The organism is Marinobacter sp. DUT-3, from assembly GCF_050379435.1.
In the GTDB taxonomy this organism is placed as follows: Bacteria; Pseudomonadota; Gammaproteobacteria; order Pseudomonadales; family Oleiphilaceae; genus Marinobacter.
Genome location: NZ_JBNRMG010000016.1, coordinates 17820 through 37256, shown reverse-complemented (window position 1 = coordinate 37256; position 19437 = coordinate 17820). Strand labels below are relative to the sequence as shown.

At 57.9% G+C, this 19437-nt stretch carries 19 protein-coding genes; 3 read left to right on the top strand and 16 right to left on the bottom strand.

All coding sequences use genetic code 11. From position 1 onward, the window contains the following. Positions 1-67 precede the first annotated feature (67 nt). The 16 genes from rpoS to ACQUWM_RS17695 form a co-directional block, all read right to left on the bottom strand. Entirely contained in the window at positions 68-1066 is a 999-nt protein-coding gene (gene rpoS, locus ACQUWM_RS17770; RefSeq protein WP_407000967.1) for an RNA polymerase sigma factor RpoS, read from the bottom strand. Positions 1067-1263: 197 nt separating this feature from the next. After that, on the bottom strand, positions 1264-2046 hold the full coding sequence (locus ACQUWM_RS17765; RefSeq protein WP_428923025.1) for a peptidoglycan DD-metalloendopeptidase family protein: 783 nt from the start codon (positions 2044-2046) through the stop codon (positions 1264-1266). 293 nt (positions 2047-2339) lie between these two features. Beyond that, entirely contained in the window at positions 2340-3230 is an 891-nt protein-coding gene (locus tag ACQUWM_RS17760) for a DUF368 domain-containing protein (protein WP_428923024.1), read from the bottom strand. 47 nt (positions 3231-3277) lie between these two features. Next, on the bottom strand, positions 3278-3934 hold the full coding sequence (locus tag ACQUWM_RS17755) for a protein-L-isoaspartate(D-aspartate) O-methyltransferase (protein ID WP_428923000.1): 657 nt from the start codon (positions 3932-3934) through the stop codon (positions 3278-3280). After that, positions 3934-4698: a 5'/3'-nucleotidase SurE gene (surE, locus tag ACQUWM_RS17750; RefSeq protein ID WP_428922999.1), complete on the bottom strand. Its 765-nt coding sequence runs from the start codon at positions 4696-4698 to the stop codon at positions 3934-3936. Before surE ends, ACQUWM_RS17755 begins: the two co-directional genes overlap by 1 nt. Before the next feature lie 67 nt (positions 4699-4765). After that, the gene (gene truD, locus ACQUWM_RS17745; RefSeq protein ID WP_428922998.1) at positions 4766-5866 is read right to left on the bottom strand and encodes a tRNA pseudouridine(13) synthase TruD; all 1101 of its coding nucleotides are present in this window, start codon (positions 5864-5866) and stop codon (positions 4766-4768) included. Further along, entirely contained in the window at positions 5863-6342 is a 480-nt protein-coding gene (gene ispF, locus ACQUWM_RS17740; RefSeq protein WP_407000972.1) for a 2-C-methyl-D-erythritol 2,4-cyclodiphosphate synthase, read from the bottom strand. The genes truD and ispF overlap by 4 nt, the downstream gene beginning before the upstream one ends. Positions 6343-6372: 30 nt before the next feature. Continuing rightward, positions 6373-7074, bottom strand: a complete 702-nt coding sequence (gene ispD, locus ACQUWM_RS17735; protein ID WP_428922997.1) for a 2-C-methyl-D-erythritol 4-phosphate cytidylyltransferase — start codon at positions 7072-7074, stop codon at positions 6373-6375. A 9-nt stretch (positions 7075-7083) separates the two neighbouring features. Beyond that, on the bottom strand, positions 7084-7356 hold the full coding sequence (locus ACQUWM_RS17730) for a septum formation initiator family protein (protein WP_428922996.1): 273 nt from the start codon (positions 7354-7356) through the stop codon (positions 7084-7086). 203 nt (positions 7357-7559) lie between these two features. Next, positions 7560-8855, bottom strand: a complete 1296-nt coding sequence (gene eno, locus ACQUWM_RS17725) for a phosphopyruvate hydratase (protein ID WP_428922995.1) — start codon at positions 8853-8855, stop codon at positions 7560-7562. A gap of 116 nt (positions 8856-8971) precedes the next feature. Then, complete coding sequence (gene kdsA / locus ACQUWM_RS17720) at positions 8972-9817, bottom strand: 3-deoxy-8-phosphooctulonate synthase (RefSeq protein ID WP_407000976.1); 846 nt, start codon at positions 9815-9817, stop codon at positions 8972-8974. Positions 9818-9819: 2 nt separating this feature from the next. Further along, complete coding sequence (locus tag ACQUWM_RS17715) at positions 9820-11448, bottom strand: CTP synthase (protein ID WP_407000977.1); 1629 nt, start codon at positions 11446-11448, stop codon at positions 9820-9822. Between the two features lie 88 nt (positions 11449-11536). Beyond that, positions 11537-12895: a tRNA lysidine(34) synthetase TilS gene (gene tilS / locus ACQUWM_RS17710; protein ID WP_428922994.1), complete on the bottom strand. Its 1359-nt coding sequence runs from the start codon at positions 12893-12895 to the stop codon at positions 11537-11539. Next, positions 12879-13832, bottom strand: coding sequence for an acetyl-CoA carboxylase carboxyl transferase subunit alpha (accA, locus tag ACQUWM_RS17705; protein WP_407000979.1), 954 nt, complete (start codon positions 13830-13832; stop codon positions 12879-12881). The genes tilS and accA overlap by 17 nt, the downstream gene beginning before the upstream one ends. 149 nt (positions 13833-13981) lie before the next feature. Continuing rightward, positions 13982-17464, bottom strand: coding sequence for a DNA polymerase III subunit alpha (dnaE, locus tag ACQUWM_RS17700; protein ID WP_428922993.1), 3483 nt, complete (start codon positions 17462-17464; stop codon positions 13982-13984). Positions 17465-17508: 44 nt separating this feature from the next. After that, positions 17509-17910, bottom strand: coding sequence for a TlpA family protein disulfide reductase (locus ACQUWM_RS17695; RefSeq protein WP_428922992.1), 402 nt, complete (start codon positions 17908-17910; stop codon positions 17509-17511). 135 nt (positions 17911-18045) lie between these two features. Here ACQUWM_RS17695 and arsC point away from each other — a divergent pair, with 135 nt between their 5' ends. From arsC to ACQUWM_RS17680, 3 genes are read left to right on the top strand one after another with little or no spacing between them, the layout of a single operon-like run. Further along, positions 18046-18399 carry an arsenate reductase (glutaredoxin) gene (gene arsC / locus ACQUWM_RS17690; protein WP_407000982.1) on the top strand — a complete coding sequence of 118 codons (354 nt, stop codon included), beginning with the start codon at positions 18046-18048 and terminating at the stop codon, positions 18397-18399. Positions 18400-18412: 13 nt separating this feature from the next. Further along, positions 18413-19015 (top strand): NAD(P)H:quinone oxidoreductase, encoded by a 603-nt coding sequence (wrbA, locus tag ACQUWM_RS17685; RefSeq protein WP_428922991.1) that lies wholly within the window; start codon positions 18413-18415, stop codon positions 19013-19015. A gap of 44 nt (positions 19016-19059) precedes the next feature. After that, entirely contained in the window at positions 19060-19428 is a 369-nt protein-coding gene (locus tag ACQUWM_RS17680) for a DUF2069 domain-containing protein (RefSeq protein ID WP_428922990.1), read from the top strand. Positions 19429-19437: the final 9 nt, after the last annotated feature.

The window sequence follows — 19437 nt, the reverse complement described above, 5'->3', positions numbered from 1 at the left end:
GCCTACTGAAACAGAAAAGCCGGCCATTTTCCATGGCCGGCTTTCGAGGATGACAGGACTCTAATGCTTACATGAACAACAGGGAACCTGACAGACCTTCCTTTTCAAGGATCTCCCGGAGACGACGCAGAGCCTCGACCTGAATCTGGCGTACCCGCTCGCGGGTCAGCCCGATTTCCTGGCCAACTTCCTCGAGGGTGCTGACCGGATAACCACGCAGACCAAAACGGCGGGAAAGCACTTCCTGTTGTTTGTCACTCAACTGGTCGATCCACTTCTCGACACAGGAGCACATGTTATTGTCCTGCAGAAGATCGGCGGGATCCGAGGCCCCCTCATCCGCCACGGTATCCAGCAGGGATTTCTCGCCACCAGCGCCGATCGGGGTGTCCATGGAAGCCACGCGCTCATTGAGCCCGAGCATCCGCTTTACATCATTCACCGGCTTGTCGACCATGCGGGCGATTTCATCCGCTGAGGGCTCGTGATCCAGCTTCTGGGTCAACTCACGGGCGGCTCGCAGGTACAGATTCAGTTCCTTGACGACATGAATCGGCAGGCGGATGGTGCGGGTCTGGTTCATGATCGCCCGCTCTATGGTCTGGCGAATCCACCAGGTTGCGTAGGTGGAGAACCGGAATCCACGCTCCGGATCAAACTTTTCCACCGCACGGATCAGACCAAGGTTTCCTTCCTCAATCAGATCAAGCAGCGTCAACCCCCTGTTGACATACCTGCGGGCGATCTTCACGACCAGCCGCAGGTTGCTCTCGATCATACGCTTACGACCGGATTCCTCGCCCTTGCGGGCCAGTCTGGCAAAATACACTTCTTCTTCGGGGGTAAGCAGTGGGGAAAAACCAATTTCGTTCAGGTATAGCTGGGTCGCGTCGAGCTGTTTCTGGCTGGTGAAGTATCGGCCCTGGGCCGGGATACCTTCTTCGACTTCTGCCACTTCGGTGTCAGAAGTGCTCTTGTCGACCTTGTCTTCCGCCAAAATCTGATCTTCGGCGTCTTCAATATCGCTCACACGATCGATGATGAGATCTTCTTGCTCTGCTGACATAACTCTTGCCCCGCCTCTCAATAATCCTGGTTATTCGCTCACGAATTCTTTTTATTGTGAGCTCCTGCTGCGTTCGCGTTCTTGTTCAGGACATTTAGTTGTTGGCTGGCTACAAACGTAACCATTATTTTTATTCTTTGCTGTCGGCTTTCTTGTCAGTGCCGGGACGTCTTCTGTGTCTGGCTGGCTTTTCTCGGTCAGCGTGGCGGCAAATAATGCATCGGATCCACCGGATTGCCATTTTTTCGAATCTCGAAATGCAATTTGGGTCGATCCGAACCGCTACTTCCGAGCTCTGCAATTACCTGCCCGGCTTTTACATCCTCCCCTTCCCGCACCAGAATCTTCCGGTTGTGAGCGTAAGCACTTAAATAGTGCTCATTATGATTCACAATAACCAGATTGCCGTATCCAAGCAATCCGCTTCCGGCGTAGACAACGTTACCGCCTGCGGAAGCTCTAACAGGATCTCCCGGTTTTCCTGCAATATCAACACCTTTATTGACTTTACCGGATGTTGAATAGCCTGCAATTACGGTGCCAACGTGTGGCCAGCGCCAATTGACATTCGACACCGTCTGGGTCTGACTGTTCAGCGGCGACTTTCGGTCCGGGGCCCTGGAAACCTTCGGCCTGGGCTCAGGCTTCGGGGCCGGCGCCTTGCTCGCCTGCCTTGACGGCGGCTTTGCCGTCGATGGCTTGGTACGCCTCTTATTCTCCACCGAAGATGTGACAGTTCCGCGAAGATCCAGGCGCAATACCTGACCGGCTTTCAGGTGCCACGGCTCACTTATACCATTTGCATTCCCCAGTTCCCGGTAATCCCGGCCATACCGCCAGGCTATGCTGTAAAGGGTTTCTCCGGGCTTGACCACATGCCGCCCCCAGTACACCGGAGGGTTATAGCGATCATCCTGATAGATCGCATGGGTGTTACAGCCGCTGATCAGCGGGGGCACACAGAGAAGGAGCAGTAGCAGGGGGAGCCAGGAAAGAGACGGGGCTGGCTTTTGTAGCCATAAGGATACCCGGGTACCGGAGGGGAACCGCAGGGATGCTGCACAATCGGTCTTGGGGGACCCAGGTAAACATCTCACAGGTATAAAAATAGCCCCGTTATAAGCAATCCGTATTAAAAATACGGCAGTTTCTAAAGTTCTTGGAGTAACTTGCTAATATATTGCACATTTTATAACCAAATCCAAGTTACTACACGGCCACATTTGTTACTGCTCGAAACATTCTTATTGCCCCAAAGTAACACCTGCGAACCCTATGGCCTGGTGCGACTTCCCAGCCATTCAACCAACAGCACCATGGCAAAGCCGAGGATAGCCACGCTTAGCGCCACCGGCCATTGGGAATCCAGACCGGTCAGCTCAGCGTAGTAGCCGGGGGTTACGCTGACCTCATTGAGTGGAACCAGCTCGCCCGAGCTGTTGGTGCGCCAGCTCACCGTTTCCTTCCAGGGCCACACCTTGTTAAGCGCACCGATCATAAACCCCGTCAGCAACGCCAGCACCGGATCATGAAACCGGTGAAATGCCCAGGTGATCAATCGAGCAACAGACAACAACCCGATCAGGCAACCGGACGCAAACAGCATCAGGAAACCCGCTTCCAGATTACGAATGGCATCCAGTACCGGCGCATACATACCGATAATAACCAGTATGAAGCTGCCGGAAATACCCGGCAGGATCATGGCGCATATTGCCAGCGCACCGGCGCCAAGGAAAACCAGACCAGAGGGATCCACCTGCCCCGCCGGCAGCGTGGTCACCCACCAGGCAAAAGCGATACCCGCCAGCAGCGGCCCCAACAGGACCGGAGAAAGTTCACGCACCTGACGCCCAACATGCCAGACTGACGCCACGATCAGTCCGAAAAAGAAGCTCCAGATCAGGACCGGGTAGGTTTCCAGACCGTAGCTGATAATGGAGGCCAGTGTCGCAATACTGACCAGGATACCGACCAGCAGGCTGATCAGGAACGTGCCGTCACACCGGCCCCAGAATCCTTTCAGGTCGCCACGAAACAGATACCCTATAACAGCTCCCGGGACGGCATTAATAGCCTCCAGCAGTCGGAAGTAGATACCCGAAATGAACGCAATAGTACCGCCGGAAACGCCAGGGACTATGTCTGCCGCCCCCATTGCCATACCACGGAGAAAAACGGCAAAGGGGTGATGCTGGCGCGAGCTATCCGTCAACGGACCACCCCGCCCAACAATGGCACAAAATTAACCGCTTCGATTTCAGTGGTTTCAAAGCTGTCTCCGTAACGCACCATTTTCACCAGGTTCTGATTCACTTCTCCAACGGGCGCTACAACGACACCACCATCGGCGAGCTGGGCGCGCAATTCCGGCGGAATTTCCTTTGGCGCGGCTGTCAGCATAATGCCATCAAATGGCCCGCGGTCAGGCCATCCCATGCCGCCATCGGCGTGCTTGAGCACGACATTTCGCATGCCCAGCTGGCGCAGCCTGTCCCGCGCCCGGTCCTGTAGTGGCTTGATTCGCTCCACGCTGAACACTTCATCCACCAGCCGCGACAGGATAGCGGTCTGATAGCCTGAACCAGTGCCAAGTTCCAGCACGCGGGACGGCGCATGCTGCATCAGGATCTCGGTCATCCTGGCGACAATGTACGGCTGGGAAAGTGTCTGGCTGTAACCGATCGGCAGGGAGGTATCCTCATAAGCCCGGTGTGACAGGGCCTCGTCCAGAAAAATATGGCGCGGTACCTCGGCCATCACATCCAGTACACGCTGGTCCTCAATGCCTGCGTCCCTCAGACGCTGAATCAGGCGCATGCGGGTTCTGCGGGAGGTCATTCCTATACCCTGGAGCTCTGCGACCATTAGTGCGCCTCCCCGGAAGTTACGTCATCAACCCACTCCCGGAGCGAAGACAACGCTTCGTGTCGGGTCATGTCCACATGAACGGGGGTAATCGAGACGAAGTTTTCACGAACGGCATGAAAATCGGTCCCCGGTCCGGCATCGCTACCCTGACCGGCGGCGCCAATCCAGTACCGCTCTTTGCCACGGGGACACGTCATCGGAACAGCGCCTTCGGCCCGGTCACGATGCCCCAGGCGTGTTACTCGGAATCCCGCGATATCCTCCCAGGGCACATCCGGCACATTCACGTTGAGGATACATCTCGGCCCCAGGGCCAGTGCTTTCCTGCCCTCCAGGAGAACCCGCACCACCCGGGCCGCGGTTTCATAATGGAAGTGTCCGTTATTGACGAGAGATACCGCTATGGCGGGCAGGCCGAGGTTCCGGCCCTCAGTCGCTGCCGCGACGGTACCGGAATAGATGATGTCATCGCCCAGGTTGGCATGGGTATTAATGCCCGAAACAACCCGATCGAATGGCTCACTGAACAAACCATTCACCGCCAGGTGAACGCAGTCCGTCGGCGTTCCGTCCACAGACCTGAAACCGTTCGGATGCTGCTCTACCGTCAGCGGTCGGTTCAGCGTCAGGGCATTGCTGGCTCCGCTGTGATCCCGGTCGGGAGCAACCACCTCCAGCTCTCCGATGCCTTCCAGGCCTTCGTGGAGAGCCTGAAGCCCCGGTGAATGAACACCGTCATCATTGGATAACAGTATGCGCACAATTTTCTCCGCTAGCCTTTATGTTCCGGATCATCACACCTGATAACAGGTTGTCCGCCCGGACATTTTATTGATCGGGGTCTTTTGCCCCTTCATACAATTCAAAGATGTCTGCCAGGATGGTGGTTGCGTATTGCCCCGGCGCGAGCCAGAAACCGATCCGCAGCATGTCCTCCGCCAGCCATTGCCAGCGCAGCTGTTCCGGCCTGGCAATCAGGGGACGACGCTCCGGCTTCATCCGCGTGGCTGAAAACAACCCTTCCAGCCCGGGGTTTCCGGCAACAACTTCACGCTCCAGAGCCCCCTGCTCCGATACCGCTTCGGTACCGCCATCTCCCCACAAGGGACCGGTCGGAACCAGTTCCAGGTCCGGGCCCAAACCGGGTTCTCCGTCCAGAAGCTGCCTCCAGTTGCCAGCCTCGACCCGACGGCCAAGAACCTCATTGAACAGCCATGACCGGGCAGCAGAAAAGTACAATACGTTTTTACTGTCCTGACTGCCAGAGCCTGAATGCCTGCCGCCCCTTTTTTTACCGCCCTTCCGGCCACCCCGGTTAAGTTTCGACGGATCGATGGTGAGGGCACGGTCGAGGTTGGCACCACCATGGCCGAATCGCTGGGGACCAAAATAGTTGGGGGCGCCCGACACAGTCAGCTCAGACAAAGCTTCGTCAATGTCATTTGTAGTGCCAGTCACCCGGCGAAGGGTTATCTCAAAGTGGTTTCCCCGGTGATCTCCCCGGCGAAGTTTACGGGCAGAGCGCGTCCACGCAAGAACCGGCCAGCGCTCCACCACCTGCGCAATGAAGGCATCATCATCGAGCTCCATACCCGGGCGATAGATGCTGAACCATTGCCGGGTTACGGCGTGGCGGTCTTTCAGGCCGCAAAACCCCACATCGAAATGGCGGCACCCGGACAACAACGCCAGCTGGCGCGCGACATATTCGGTATTGTCGCCGGTCTTTTCCAGCAGCAGACAGAGATGCTCGCCACCGGTGGCGTCATCTCCTGGCGGGCCTTCAGCGGGAAATCCGGGCAACCCCAGGTCCTCGAAAACCCTGAAATCCTCCGGCATGTGTTTCAGTTGTGCCCGCGCAATCCGGCCCCCTCGCGACGTGGGCCAATCCAGTGTCCAGTTGCCGGTGTTTACAGGTTGATCACTCATGAGGACGCCGGCTCCAACAGGCAAATAGCCTGGCAGGCAATACCCTCACCACGCCCGGTAAAGCCGAGCTTTTCGGTGGTGGTGGCTTTCACGCTGACCCGGCTGGCCGGGATGGCCAGATCTTCCGAAATATTCAGGCGCATGGCCTCAACGTGGGGAGCCATTTTGGGGGCCTGGGCAATGAGAGTCGCATCCACATTCACGACCGAAAACCCTTCCTCGGCCACCCGGGCCATGACACGACGCAGCAGATCCCGGCTGTCGGCTCCGGCCCACTCATCACTGGTATCGGGAAATAAATGCCCGATATCACCGAGTGCCACCGCCCCCAGAAGCGCATCCGCCAGCGCGTGCAGCAGCACATCGCCATCAGAATGGGCTTTCAGGCCGTGATTATGGGGAATCCGGACACCACCGAGAGTGACATAACTGCCTTCACAGAAGGCATGGACATCAAAGCCCTGACCAATACGCATATAGACTTTCCCGAAACCGTGCAGGCAAATTCAGAGCTGGCTGAGGATAAAACCCGCCAGGGCGAGATCCGCCGGGACAGTCACTTTGATATTGTCCGGGCGCCCTTCCACCAATACCGGCATGTTACCTGAAAATTCCATGGCAGAGGATTCATCCGTCACAGGCTGACCATTTTCCAGGGCCTGCTCGAGGGCATTAACCAGTTTGGCGTACCGGAACATTTGGGGAGTGAGGGCTCGCCACAGGGAACTCCGATCCACTGTCTCCAAGGCTTCCGGAGGGGTGGCGTTGCTCCCCCTTTTCAGAGTATCGGCAACGGGAGAGGCCAGCAGGCCGCCGACATCATGGTTCTGCAGCGAAGTTATCAACCGGGTCAGATCGTCCCGGTGGAGGCATGGACGGGCAGCATCGTGGACCAGCACCCAGTCATCCGCACCCGCATGAGGTGTCAGCGCACGAAGAGCCGAAAGAACCGAGTCTGCCCGTTCGGAGCCACCACGGCAGGTTTGAATCCGGGAATCGCCACTGGCCTCGGTGTCCGGCCACCAGCAGTCGTCCGGATGGAGGGCGACCATGCAACCATCAAACGGAGCAGAATCGAGGGTACGTGACAGGGTGATATCGAGGATATAACGACGATCAATCCTGAGGTACTGCTTGGGGCACTCGGCCTGCATGCGCTGGCCAATACCGGCGGCAGGCACGATCAGCCAGAATCGTGGATTCGTCATCGGCTTGTATCAGTTTTCAACAACCAGGAAGAAGGTTTCATCGTCACGGATAAGCCCCAGATTCATCCTCGCACGCTCTTCCACCGCACCCTGCTCGTTATGCAGGTTACGGACTTCAGCGTATAGGCGTTCGTTGCGGGCGGACAATTCGGCGTTCTCTTCCCGCTGCTCGAAAATGGATTGCTGCAGGGCCCATACCTGCGCGAAGCTGCCCTCCCCGATCCACAGGCGCACCTGCAGCAGGAGTATCAGCACAGCCATGATGGACCAGAGCAACTTCATTGCTAATTCCGTTTAATAAAAGCCGAACAAAAAACCAACACCGAGTGCTGAGTATAGACCTTAGAGTAGATTAACAACAAATTCTTCTAAATGGTTGTGTAAAAAGGCCATCGTGACTGAATGTTCATCCAGATCACGATGGCCTTAACATTTTGTTACCTGGATTGAGCATTAATACAGGTAAAAAATGACTCCGTCAGACCTCAGCCCTGACCCTTGATTTCGGTCAGGCCACGGTAAGGCGCCTTACCGTCCAGGGCTTCCTCGATGCGCAGCAACTGGTTGTACTTGGCAACGCGATCCGAGCGGCACAGGGAACCGGTCTTGATCTGGCCGGCGCAGGTGGCCACCGCCAGGTCGGCAATGGTGGTGTCCTCGGTTTCACCGGAACGGTGGGAGATCACTGCCGTGAAGCCTGCGTCCTGAGCCATTTTGATGGCGTCGAGGGTTTCGCTCAGGCTACCGATCTGGTTGAACTTGATCAGGATGGAGTTACCAACGCCCTTGTCGATACCCTGCTTGAGGATTTTGGTGTTGGTTACGAACAGGTCATCACCCACCAGCTGAACCTTGCTGCCCAGCTTGTCGGTCAGCACTTTCCAGCCGTCCCAGTCGCTCTCGTCCATGCCGTCTTCGATAGAGACGATCGGGTAACGCTCGCTCAGGCCTGCCAGATAATCCGCGAAACCTTCGGAATCGAAGCTCTTGCCTTCACCGGACAACTGGTACTGACCATCCTTGTAGAACTCGGAAGACGCACAGTCCAGAGCCAGGGTCACATCAGAACCCAGCTTGTAACCGGCCTTCTCGACCGCTTCCTGAATTACCGCCAGCGCTGCTTCGTTGGACGGCAGGTTCGGAGCGAAACCACCCTCGTCACCCACTGCAGTGTTCAGGCCCTGGGCCTTCAGCACCTTCTTCAGGCTGTGGAAGATTTCGGCACCAATACGCAGGGCTTCCGCAAAGCTCTTGGCCGCCACCGGCTGAACCATGAACTCCTGGATATCAACGTTGTTGTCGGCGTGTTCGCCACCGTTGAGGATGTTCATCATCGGCACCGGCATGGAGTACTTGCCGGACGTGCCGTTCAGGTCCGCAATGTGCGCGTACAGCGGCTTGCCCAGAGACGTGGCTGCCGCCTTGGCCGCAGCCAGGGAAACCGCCAGAATCGCATTGGCGCCCAGATTGGCCTTGTTTTCGGTGCCATCCAGTTCCAGCATTACATTGTCCAGGGCACGCTGATCAGCTGCGTCCTTGCCGACCAGGGCTTCACGGATTTTGGTGTTTACCGCCTCAACGGCCTTCAGCACGCCTTTACCCAGATAGCGGTTTGCGTCCTTGTCCCGAAGCTCCAGGGCTTCACGGGAACCGGTGGACGCACCGGAGGGCGCACAGGCACTGCCAATGGTGCCGTCTTCAAGAATCACATCCGCTTCAACCGTGGGGTTCCCGCGGGAATCCAGTACTTCACGGCCTTTGATGTTGGCAATTTTTGTCATTCGTCCGAATCTCCGTATTTTCAATGTCTAGAAGGTTATGATTTATAGTTCGATCAAGAGCAGTCGGGGTATGACTGCTCGCTCCCCCCGAGCAATACAAAAACAGAAACCGCCCTTCAGGCGGTGTCGATAGGTTTAAAACTCTTAACGAGATCATCCACGGCCTTGACCCGCTGAAGGAATGGCTCCAACTGGCTCAGACGCAAGGCGCAAGGGCCGTCGCATTTGGCATTATCCGGGTCCGGATGAGCCTCCAGAAACAGGCCGGCCAGGCCCTGGGACATACCCGCAAGCGCGAGATCGGTTACCTGGGCACGGCGACCGCCAGCGGAATCCGCGCGACCACCGGGCATTTGCAGTGAGTGCGTCACATCAAACATCACCGGCACATTCATGGACTTCATGATGCCGAAGCCGAGCATGTCGACCACCAGGTTGTTGTAACCGAAGCTGCTGCCCCGCTCGCACAGGATGACCTTGTCGTTACCGGCTTCTTCGCACTTGGTGATGATGTGTTTCATTTCCTGGGGCGCCAGGAACTGGGCTTTCTTGATGTTGATCACGGCGCCGGTTCTGGCCATGGCGACCACCAGATCGGTCTGGCGGCTCAGGAAAGCGGGCAGCTGGATGATGTCGCACACCTCTGCCGCTGGCGCTGCCTGCGCTGGCTCATGGACATCGGAAATAATGGGGACACCGAATTTGCTCTTGATGTCTGCCAGTATCTGCAACCCTTTGTCCAGGCCAGGGCCACGGAAAGAGTTCACGGAAGAACGGTTTGCCTTGTCGAAGGAAGCCTTGAAGACATACGGAATGCCCAGCTTGCCGGTGGCCTCCACGTATGCCTCGGCCACTTCCATGGCCAGCTCGGGAGATTCCAGCACATTCATGCCGCCAAACAGCACGAACGGTTTGTCGTTGGCGACCTCAATTCCGGAGACGTTGACCGTGCTCTGCGCCATGCTCAGGATTCCTTCTTGTGGGCCAGTGCCGCCTGGACAAAGCCCTTGAACAGGGGATGCCCGTCACGGGGTGTTGACGTGAATTCCGGGTGGAATTGGCACGCCACGAACCAGGGATGATCCGGAGCCTCGACAACTTCCACCAGACGGCCATCGGTCGAGCGACCGGACACCTTCAATCCGGCGCCTTCCAGATTTGGCAGGAAATGGTTGTTCACTTCGTAACGATGGCGATGACGCTCACGGATGGTTTTCTTGCCGTAGCAGTTGGCAATGGTGGAGCCTTCGGTCAGCACGCAGTCCTGTGCGCCGAGGCGCATGGTACCGCCCAGGTCGGATTCCTCGGTGCGTTCCTCACGCTCACCGCTGGCATCCAGCCATTCGGTAATCAGGCCAACTACCGGTTCCGGTGTGTGCTGGCGGAACTCTGTGCTGTGAGCGTCCTTCAGGTTGGCCACGTTGCGCGCATATTCGATAACCGCTACCTGCATGCCAAGGCAGATACCCAGATACGGCACCTTGTTTTCGCGGGCATACTGTACCGTGCGAATCTTGCCTTCCACGCCGCGCTCACCAAAGCCGCCCGGCACCAGGATGGCGTCGGCACTGTCGAGCGCTCCGGTACCGTCACGCTCGATGTCCTCGGAATCGATGTAGTTGATCTTCACCTTGGTACGGGTCTTGATACCGGCGTGCAGCAAGGACTCGATCAGCGACTTGTAGGCATCCAGAAGCTCCATGTATTTGCCCACCATGGCAATGGTCACTTCGTCTTCCGGATTCATCAGGGATTCCACAACCGCGTCCCACTCACTCAGGTCAGCGGCCCGTGCATCCAGGCTGAAGCGTTCGATCACTAATTGATCGAGACCATGTTCATACAGCATTCGTGGAATGGCATAGATGGACTTGGCGTCCTGCAGAGGGATGACCGCCCGCTCCTCCACGTTGGTGAACAGGGCAATCTTGCGGCGGGAGCTGGCATCGACCTCATGCTCCGAGCGGCACAGCAGGATATCCGGCTGCAGACCGATGGAGCGCATTTCCTTCACGGAGTGCTGGGTCGGCTTGGTCTTGATCTCGCCGGCTGTGGCAATGTAAGGCACCAGCGTCAGGTGCATGAACAATGCCCGCTGGGGGCCCACTTCCACCTTCAACTGACGGCAGGCTTCCAGGAACGGCAGCGATTCGATATCACCCACGGTACCGCCGATTTCGATCAGCGCTACGTCGGAACCGGCGGCCCCCTCCACCACACGACGCTTGATTTCGTCGGTGATATGGGGGATGACCTGCACGGTGCCGCCCAGATAGTCTCCGCGACGCTCCTTGCGAATCACCTCTTCGTACACACGGCCGGTGGTGAAGTTGTTGCGACGACTCATGCGGCTACGAATGAATCGCTCGTAGTGTCCCAGGTCGAGGTCGGTTTCCGCGCCATCTTCGGTGACAAATACTTCACCGTGCTGAAACGGGCTCATGGTACCGGGATCCACGTTGATGTACGGGTCCAGCTTGAGGATAGTGACCTTCAGGCCGCGTGCCTCGAGGATCGCAGCCAGTGAAGCGGATGCGATACCTTTCCCCAAGGAGGACACGACACCGCCGGTGACGAAAATATAACGCGTCATGCAGATTCCATGATTGTCTGGTTCGGTGAAGAGAGGGAGATTGTCATCTCAAGATGGGACGCCAGACTACCAGAAACCCCCACCTTACTCAATCAAATTCCCGCTCCACAACAATGCGCCAGCCTGCGGCTGGGGCCTCCCCACAGTATTTACCGGAAAGCCACAGGTCGCCAACGGCGACCAGTTCCTCACCGTCTTCCTGGCCCTCGAAAACCAAGGGGATCCGCGCTCTTTCCCAGGGTGGCACCTTCTGTTCCTGCAACCATTTCTTAAGCGGTTTCGAGGGCCCATCAGGACGGGTCCGTATGCGCTCGCCACCCTGCCTCGTAGATATTCGTATTGGCGGAGGAGCATTATCTGGGGTAACGGTCGCACTCAGAGTGAACCGCCAGGCACCGACCTGAACCGGATGCCCGGGCGCCAGGGACTGCGGCACCGGCAGGTCCCCGGGCTGATCGGGCACCAGGTAGATCCAGCCATGGAAACGGCGCAGTGAAAATCCTTCACCACGGAACTCGGGCTCCCTGTCTGCTGCGGACAGTAACAACTCATCCAATACCTGTTGCCAGTTTGCCACCGCCGGATACCGGTAACCTGACCGGGTGACCCACCAGTGCACAAGGTTTTTCTGCTCCGCAAGACTGAGACCAAGCATCTGGGTGACCCGCAGTCGCCCCTCACCCCCCGCCACCGAAGCGTAATGAATCTGGGCCAGGGACGCCGCCAGCTCGCCCTGATCATGGCAGGCCGAGGCGCTGTGCCCAAGCCGCTTGATCAGTGATGGCCAGCGGGATTTGAGCAGTGGCATGACCGAATGGCGCAGGAAGTTACGATCGTATTTAAGGTCGGTATTGCTGGGGTCTTCCACCCAGATCAGGCCTGCCTGATGCATCCAGTCCTGAATCTGCTGGCGACTGTAGGCCAGGAGCGGCCGATGCAGCTCCCCGTGGCCAAGAGCCCGGCTGGACGGCATACCCGCAAGGCCAGCCACGCCGCTGCCCCGCAGCAGGCGGAACAACACGGTTTCGGCCTGATCGTCACCATGGTGCGCCATCAGCAACAACTGACCAGGCTCCAGAATGCTTTCGAACACATCATAACGGGCTCGGCGCGCGGCTTCCTCGACACCACCGGTCGTCGACTCTTCGGTGGCGCTGGCCTCGACGGTGACACGCCTGACGGTCAGAGGAATCGCCAGGCTTTGACACTGGTTCCTGCAGAATCGTTCGGTCTCTTCAGCGTTGGACTGGAGCTGATGATTGACGTGAATCGCTGCGATCGCCCGATCACTGCCCAGACATCGGGAGACGAGATGAAGAAGAAATACCGAATCGAGCCCGCCGCTAAGGGCAACCCACACACAGGAGGCATCGGGAAGGCGCCTGACCGACTCGCACAATTCCGCCGGCCAGGAAAAGTCCGGGGCGGATTTACCGCCCGGTGTCATATCGGGTCAGCCGCTCGTAACGGCGGGATACCAACTCATCGACGGGAAGACGGCTCAGCTCGGCAACCCCTTTCCGCAGGGTCTCACGGAGCGACTCGGACATCTTCTCGGGATTTCGGTGAGCGCCGCCCAGTGGCTCGTTGATGACATTGTCAGCCAGCCCCAGGTGTTTCAGGCGATCCGCCGTCACACCCATGGCTTCCGCTGCCTGGGCTGCGTACTCGGCGCTCTTCCACAGAATGGACGCACAGCCTTCCGGGGAGATCACGGCGTAGGTTGAGTACTGCAACATGTTCAACTGATCACACACACCAATGGCCAGCGCACCACCGGAGCCGCCCTCGCCGATCACCGTGGAAATGATTGGCGTTTTAAGACGCGACATCACCGCCAGGTTAAACGCGATTGCCTCGCTCTGGCCCCGCTCCTCGGCGCCGATACCGGGATAAGCCCCTGGCGTATCAATGAAGGTGAGGATCGGCATGCGGAAACGTTCGGCCATTTCCATCAGACGCAGCGCCTTGCGATACCCTTCCGGACGCGGCATGCCGAAGTTACGCTTGACCTTGTCACGCACTTCCCGGCCCTTCTGATGACCGATAATCATCACCGGCTTGTCATCCAGGCGGGCTGTCCCACCAACAATTGAGAGGTCATCCGCATACCGACGGTCGCCGTGCAGCTCGTCAAAATCATCGAAGATCATTTCGATGTAGTCGAGCGTATAAGGCCGGCGTGGATGACGCGCCAGACGTGCCACGTCCCAAGGCTGCAGATCGGAAAAGATGCTCTCCGTCAGGCTGACGCTTTTGCTTTTCAGCCGATTGATTTCATCGGAGATGTTGATGTCGGTGTCGTTACCCACCATGCGAAGCTCTTCGATCTTCGCTTCCAGGTCGGCAATAGGCTGTTCGAAATCAAGATAGTTAGGGTTCATGATGTTCCATCATTTGATTGCAGGACGGAAATTTATCCCGTCAAACCAGAATTTTGGACAAAGATAGCAGTGCCCGCTCCGAGGCTAAAGCGGACATTGGTATGAGTCCGCAGTCTGACAAACATTTAACGTTAAACCTGCTGCATCCCTCAATCATAGACCAGTTCCACGGACTGGTCGCCCACAAGGTAGCGTAACTCCAGCAACAGGTCGTCATCTGGCTGGATCCTCCAGGCTTCTCCCAACTCAATGCGTGTTCTCGCTTCCGCGCTACTGTACTCGATCCACACCGGACTACCTTCGCAGCGGAAGGGGTCAAGGGTGTTACCCAGTTTGTCCAGCAGCCCGTTTTGCAACTGGTCGGCATGCAGCGACAATTTCAGCCCGCGGCTGAATTGCTGGCGCGCGGTTCCGACGTCCATGACGGAATTAACCCGCATTTTCATTTGCCCGGAATAATCATCGTGGCTGACCTGACCTTCCACCACGATCACCTGGTCCGATTGCAACAACTCACGGTTCTCGAAGAACGCTTCCGAAAACAGCGTGGCTTCGATGCGGGCACTGCGATCATCCAGGGTTATAAAACACATGGTGGAGCCGGTACGGGTTTTCATGGTGCGCTGGGCAACCACGAGCCCGGCCACCCGCTGGGGTGACTTGTTGGGCTTGAGGTCAGAGATGGACGAACGCACAAACCGACGCACCTCCTTCTCGTATTCATCGAACGGGTGCCCGGTCAGGTACAGACCCAGGGTGTCCTTCTCCCCCTTCAGCCGCTCTTTCTCCGGCCATTCCCGGACATGAGCCACGTCTTCGTAGGGATCGGTGTCGCCGCCCGCTTCCAGGGTTTCCCCAAACATGTCCATCATGCCCACGGCGTCGTTACGGGACTGCTGCCCCGCCTGTTGCACCGCCTTGTCGATGCTGGCCATGAGCTGTGCCCGGCCGGCCCCCATTTTGTCCATGGCACCGGAGCGGATCAGCGCTTCCATGGCCCGCTTGTTGACTTTCTTCGGGTCCACCCGGCGACAGAAATCGAAGATATCCTGATAGGGCTCGCCATCGGCCCGGCCTTCCACAATACTCTGGATCGGCCCTTCCCCCAGCCCCTTGATGGCGCCGAGACCATAAACGATCTGGCCGTCGTCGTTAACGGTAAAGGTATATTCCGAGCGGCTGACGTCCGGCACCAGAAGGTCCAGCTTCATGTTCCGGCACTCTTCCACCAGCGTTACGACCTTGTCGGTGTTCTGCATATCGGCAGTGAGTACCGCGGCCATGAATTCGGCCGGGTAATGGGCCTTCAGCCACAGCGTCTGATAGGACACCAGGGCATAGGCGGCGGAGTGCGATTTGTTAAAGCCGTAACCGGCGAACTTTTCCACCAGGTCGAAGATGTTCTCCGCCAGGACCTTGTCGATGCCATTCTTTTCGCAGCCGTCAAGAAAGAACTGTTTCTGCTTGGCCATCTCCTCGGGTTTTTTCTTACCCATGGCCCGACGCAACATGTCGGCGTTACCGAGACTGTACCCAGCCATCACCTGGGCGATCTGCATGACCTGCTCCTGGTACAGGATAACCCCATAGGTGGGCTCCAGTACCGGTTTCAGGCCATCGTACTGGTAATCCGGGTGAGGAAACGAGACCGGCTGCCGGCCATGCTTACGGTCGATAAAGTCATCCACCATCCCCGACTGCAGCGGGCCCGGACGGAACAGCGCCACCAGGGCGATCATATCCTCCAGGGAATCCGGCTGCAGTCGCCGGATCAGGTCTTTCATACCACGGGATTCCAGCTGGAACACCGCCGTGGTTTCCGCTTTCTTCAGCATGTCGAAAGACGGCACGTCGTCCAGCGGAATCTCGTTGATATCCAGCGGTGGCAATCCACGCTTTTCCCGACGTGGATTGACCATTTTCAGGGCCCAGTCGATGATCGTCAGGGTCCGCAAACCCAGAAAGTCGAACTTCACCAGACCGGCGTCTTCCACGTCGCCCTTGTCGAACTGGGTGACCAGGCTGCCGCCTTCGTCATCGCAATACAGCGGCGAGAAGTCGGTAATCTTGGTGGGCGCGATGACCACGCCCCCGGCGTGCTTACCAGCATTCCGGCACACACCTTCCAGTTTCAGGGCCATATCCCAGATTTCCTGGGCTTCCTCATCCTGCTCGAGGAAATCGGTCAGCTGAGGTTCCTGCTCAAGAGCCTTCTCCAGGGTCATCCCCGGCTCAAACGGAATCATCTTGGACAGTTTGTCCGCCAGGCCGTAGGACTTGCCCTGCACACGGGCCACGTCCCGCACCACCGCCTTGGCGGCCATGGTACCGAACGTGATGATCTGGGATACCGCCTCACGGCCATATTTCTCGGCCACGTAGGCAATCACCCGGTCCCGGCCTTCCATACAGAAGTCGACGTCGAAGTCGGGCATGGATACCCGTTCCGGGTTCAGGAAGCGCTCAAACAGCAGGTCGTATTCCAGCGGGTCCAGATCTGTGATCAGCTGCGCGTAGGCTACCAGGGAGCCGGCGCCGGAACCCCGGCCAGGGCCCACCGGCACGCCGTTGTTCTTCGCCCATTTGATAAAGTCCATTACGATGAGGAAGTACCCGGGGAACCCCATCTGGATGATGATATCCAGCTCAAAGTTGAGACGCGTGTAATAGGCTTCGCGCTTGGTGTCGTATTCGGGATCGTCTTTGCTCAGGGTTTTGGCCAGGCGTTCTTCCAGGCCGTCTTCCGACACCTTGCGGAAGTATTCGTCCATGGTCATCCCGTCGGGGATCGGGTAGTTGGGCAGAAAGTATTCGCCCATGCGAACCTTGACCGAGCAGCGGCGGGCAATCTCGACGGTGTTCTCAACCGCTTCGGGAATGTCCTCGAACAGCTCGATCATCTCTTCCGCACTGCGGAGGAACTGCTGATCACTGAACCGGCGGTCACGGCGGGGATCATCCAGAGTCCGGCTTTCGCCAATACACACCCTGGCTTCATGGGCCTCGAAATCTTCGGTCTCCAGAAAATGAACATCGTTAGTGGCCACCACCGGAATCGCCAGGGATTCCGCCAGCTCGACGTTCAGGTGCAGGCAGTCTTCATCGCCAGCGCGGCCGGTGCGCTGAAGCTCCAGGTAATAGGCATCCGGATAGAGATTCATCCAGTATTCGGCCCGTTCCCGGGCCAGCTCCGGCTTACCCGCCAGCAACGCCCTGCCCACATCACCGAGCTTGCCCCCCGACAGGGCGATCAGGCCTGCTGAACGGGCTTCCAGCCACGCCCGCTGAATGATGGGCTTACCAAAACGCTGGCCTTCCGTGTAGCCCTGACTGATGATTTCAGTCAGGTGAAGGTAACCGTCATTGTTACGGGCCAGCAGCGTCAGACGGAAGGGGTTTTCCGGCTCCTCAGGATTCTCCAGCCACAGATCGGCACCAATAATGGGCTTGACGCCCGCTCCGGTGGCGGCCTTGTAAAAGCGCACAAGCGCGCACATGTTCGACTGATCGGTGAGGCCCACGGCCGGCATGCCGAGCTCCGCAACCCGGCTGACCAGCGGCTTGACCCGCACCAGTCCATCCACCATGGAGTATTCGGAGTGTACGCGGAGGTGTACAAAGGTTTGCGCCATAACGTCAGGCTATTCCTGCTGTTGAATTCCAGTTGCGGGCGATATCAGCCGCCCGTCAGTTCTATCACTTCTGCTTCCGTCACGGGTCCGAAACGGGTCTCGCGCAGCTCACCCTCAGGATTCACCACAAAGGTAGCAGGCAATCCCACCGGGGTTTTCCAGCCAAACTCAGGGCCCGGATCTTCCGCCAGCATGGTATAGCGGATACCCATGGTTTCGCCCAGATCGACCAGCGCCTGCCCCTTGATGCCGTCAAAATTCACGCCCAGCACAGTAATACGGCTACTGCGGTCCAGCTTATTCAATTCGGGTATTTCTTCCAGGCAAGGCTTGCACCACTCGGCCCAATAATTCACCAGGACCCACTGCCCCCGAAGACTGTCCCAGTCGACAGGCTCACCTTGTGCCTGCTCGAACGCCACCTTCCCACAACCAGACAGTGTCAACAGCGAGATCACCACGACCAGAGGTGAAAAGAGAGTTCGACAACGAGACCTTGCAGGGTACTGCACGGGGAGTCCTCCTGTTAGACTACGGGGCATCCGAAATTCAGGAAAGCCATTTAAAACTCAGGCCAGAAGATGACAGAACCGACCCGTATTTTCCACAACCCCCGCTGCTCAAAATCCAGACAAACTCTTGAACTGCTTACCGATCGCGGTATCGAGCCGGAGATTATACGCTACCTTGAAACCCCACCGACAGAGCAGGAACTCATACACATTCTGGATGTGCTCGGTTGTGAACCCCGCCAGCTGATGCGCACCAAGGAAAAGGAGTACCGGGAACTTGGCCTGGATAGCCCGGAACTGGATCGTGATGCATTGGTCAGTGCCATGGTGGCCAATCCCAAACTGATTGAACGCCCTATCGTGATCCGTGGCGACAAGGTCGCTCTGGGTCGTCCGCCGGAAAACGTACTGGCCATTCTCTGACCGGAGCCTGTTGATGTCGTCTGACACCCCATACGTACTGGTGCTCTACTATAGCCGAACCGGTCAGACCGCCGAAATGGCCACCCAGATTGGCCGCGGTGTATCGCGGGTGAACGGTGTGGACGTTCGCATTCGCACGGTGCCACCGGTGTCTCCGGATACCGAGTCAACCCTGCCACCGGTTCCCGACAGCGGCGCCCCCTACGCCAGCAAGGACGACCTTGCTCATTGCGCCGGCCTGGCCATTGGCAGCCCGACCCGTTTCGGCAACATGGCGGCGCCGCTCAAGCACTTTCTGGACAACACCGGGGATCTGTGGCTGAACGGCACCCTGTCTGGCAGGCCCGCCGGAGCGTTTACCTCCACCGGCAGTCTGCACGGCGGCCAGGAAACCACCCTGCTCAGCATGATGCTGCCCCTGTTGCACCATGGCATGGTGTTGTGTGGCGTGCCCTATTCAGAGTCAGCGCTGAATGAAACCTCGTCCGGAGGGACGCCCTATGGCCCTTCTCACTGGGCGGGCACTGGCGAGCAGCAGCCACTGACAAGCCATGAAAAAACCGTTTGCCAGAGCTTTGGTGAACGGCTGGGCACCCTGGCACTGAAACTTTATTGAGCCAGCATTCAAGACACTGACAAGATCATAAACGGAAAGCACCTATGCTCCACAACCCGAAAGCACGCATAACAGCCAGACTGACCATCGGTCTTTATATTGCGGTCCTGGCGACCCTTCTGATTACCACGTTTTATCCAACCCAGGTCGAGGGCGTGTCGGTTCCGCTGATGCTCACAGTCAAACTGCTTCCCCTGCTGGCCTTTGCAGTTCCTGTCTTTCGCGGTCATAACCGGGGATATATCTGGATGGCCTTTGTGGTGATTTTTTACTTCACCCAGGCGGTGGTCTCTGCCTGGCTAAGCGAAGGCGCCGCTGCCCCGCTCCTCCTGACGATTCTGACGTTCCTGCTGTTCACGGTTGCCATGGTGCATCTGAAAGTGAATCGACCGCTTCCGGCCCCGGGCGCATGATGGGATCTT

Coding starts and splice junctions, on each gene's coding strand:
- rpoS (WP_407000967.1), bottom strand. CDS start 1,066: ATGTCAGCAGAGCAAGAAGATCTCATCATCGATCGTGTGAGCGATATT.
- ACQUWM_RS17760 (WP_428923024.1), bottom strand. CDS start 3,230: ATGGCAATGGGGGCGGCAGACATAGTCCCTGGCGTTTCCGGCGGTACT.
- ACQUWM_RS17755 (WP_428923000.1), bottom strand. CDS start 3,934: ATGGTCGCAGAGCTCCAGGGTATAGGAATGACCTCCCGCAGAACCCGC.
- truD (WP_428922998.1), bottom strand. CDS start 5,866: ATGAGTGATCAACCTGTAAACACCGGCAACTGGACACTGGATTGGCCC.
- ispF (WP_407000972.1), bottom strand. CDS start 6,342: ATGCGTATTGGTCAGGGCTTTGATGTCCATGCCTTCTGTGAAGGCAGT.
- ispD (WP_428922997.1), bottom strand. CDS start 7,074: ATGACGAATCCACGATTCTGGCTGATCGTGCCTGCCGCCGGTATTGGC.
- ACQUWM_RS17730 (WP_428922996.1), bottom strand. CDS start 7,356: ATGAAGTTGCTCTGGTCCATCATGGCTGTGCTGATACTCCTGCTGCAG.
- eno (WP_428922995.1), bottom strand. CDS start 8,855: ATGACAAAAATTGCCAACATCAAAGGCCGTGAAGTACTGGATTCCCGC.
- kdsA (WP_407000976.1), bottom strand. CDS start 9,817: ATGGCGCAGAGCACGGTCAACGTCTCCGGAATTGAGGTCGCCAACGAC.
- ACQUWM_RS17715 (WP_407000977.1), bottom strand. CDS start 11,448: ATGACGCGTTATATTTTCGTCACCGGCGGTGTCGTGTCCTCCTTGGGG.
- tilS (WP_428922994.1), bottom strand. CDS start 12,895: ATGACACCGGGCGGTAAATCCGCCCCGGACTTTTCCTGGCCGGCGGAA.
- accA (WP_407000979.1), bottom strand. CDS start 13,832: ATGAACCCTAACTATCTTGATTTCGAACAGCCTATTGCCGACCTGGAA.
- dnaE (WP_428922993.1), bottom strand. CDS start 17,464: ATGGCGCAAACCTTTGTACACCTCCGCGTACACTCCGAATACTCCATG.
- arsC (WP_407000982.1), top strand. CDS start 18,046: ATGACAGAACCGACCCGTATTTTCCACAACCCCCGCTGCTCAAAATCC.
- wrbA (WP_428922991.1), top strand. CDS start 18,413: ATGTCGTCTGACACCCCATACGTACTGGTGCTCTACTATAGCCGAACC.
- ACQUWM_RS17680 (WP_428922990.1), top strand. CDS start 19,060: ATGCTCCACAACCCGAAAGCACGCATAACAGCCAGACTGACCATCGGT.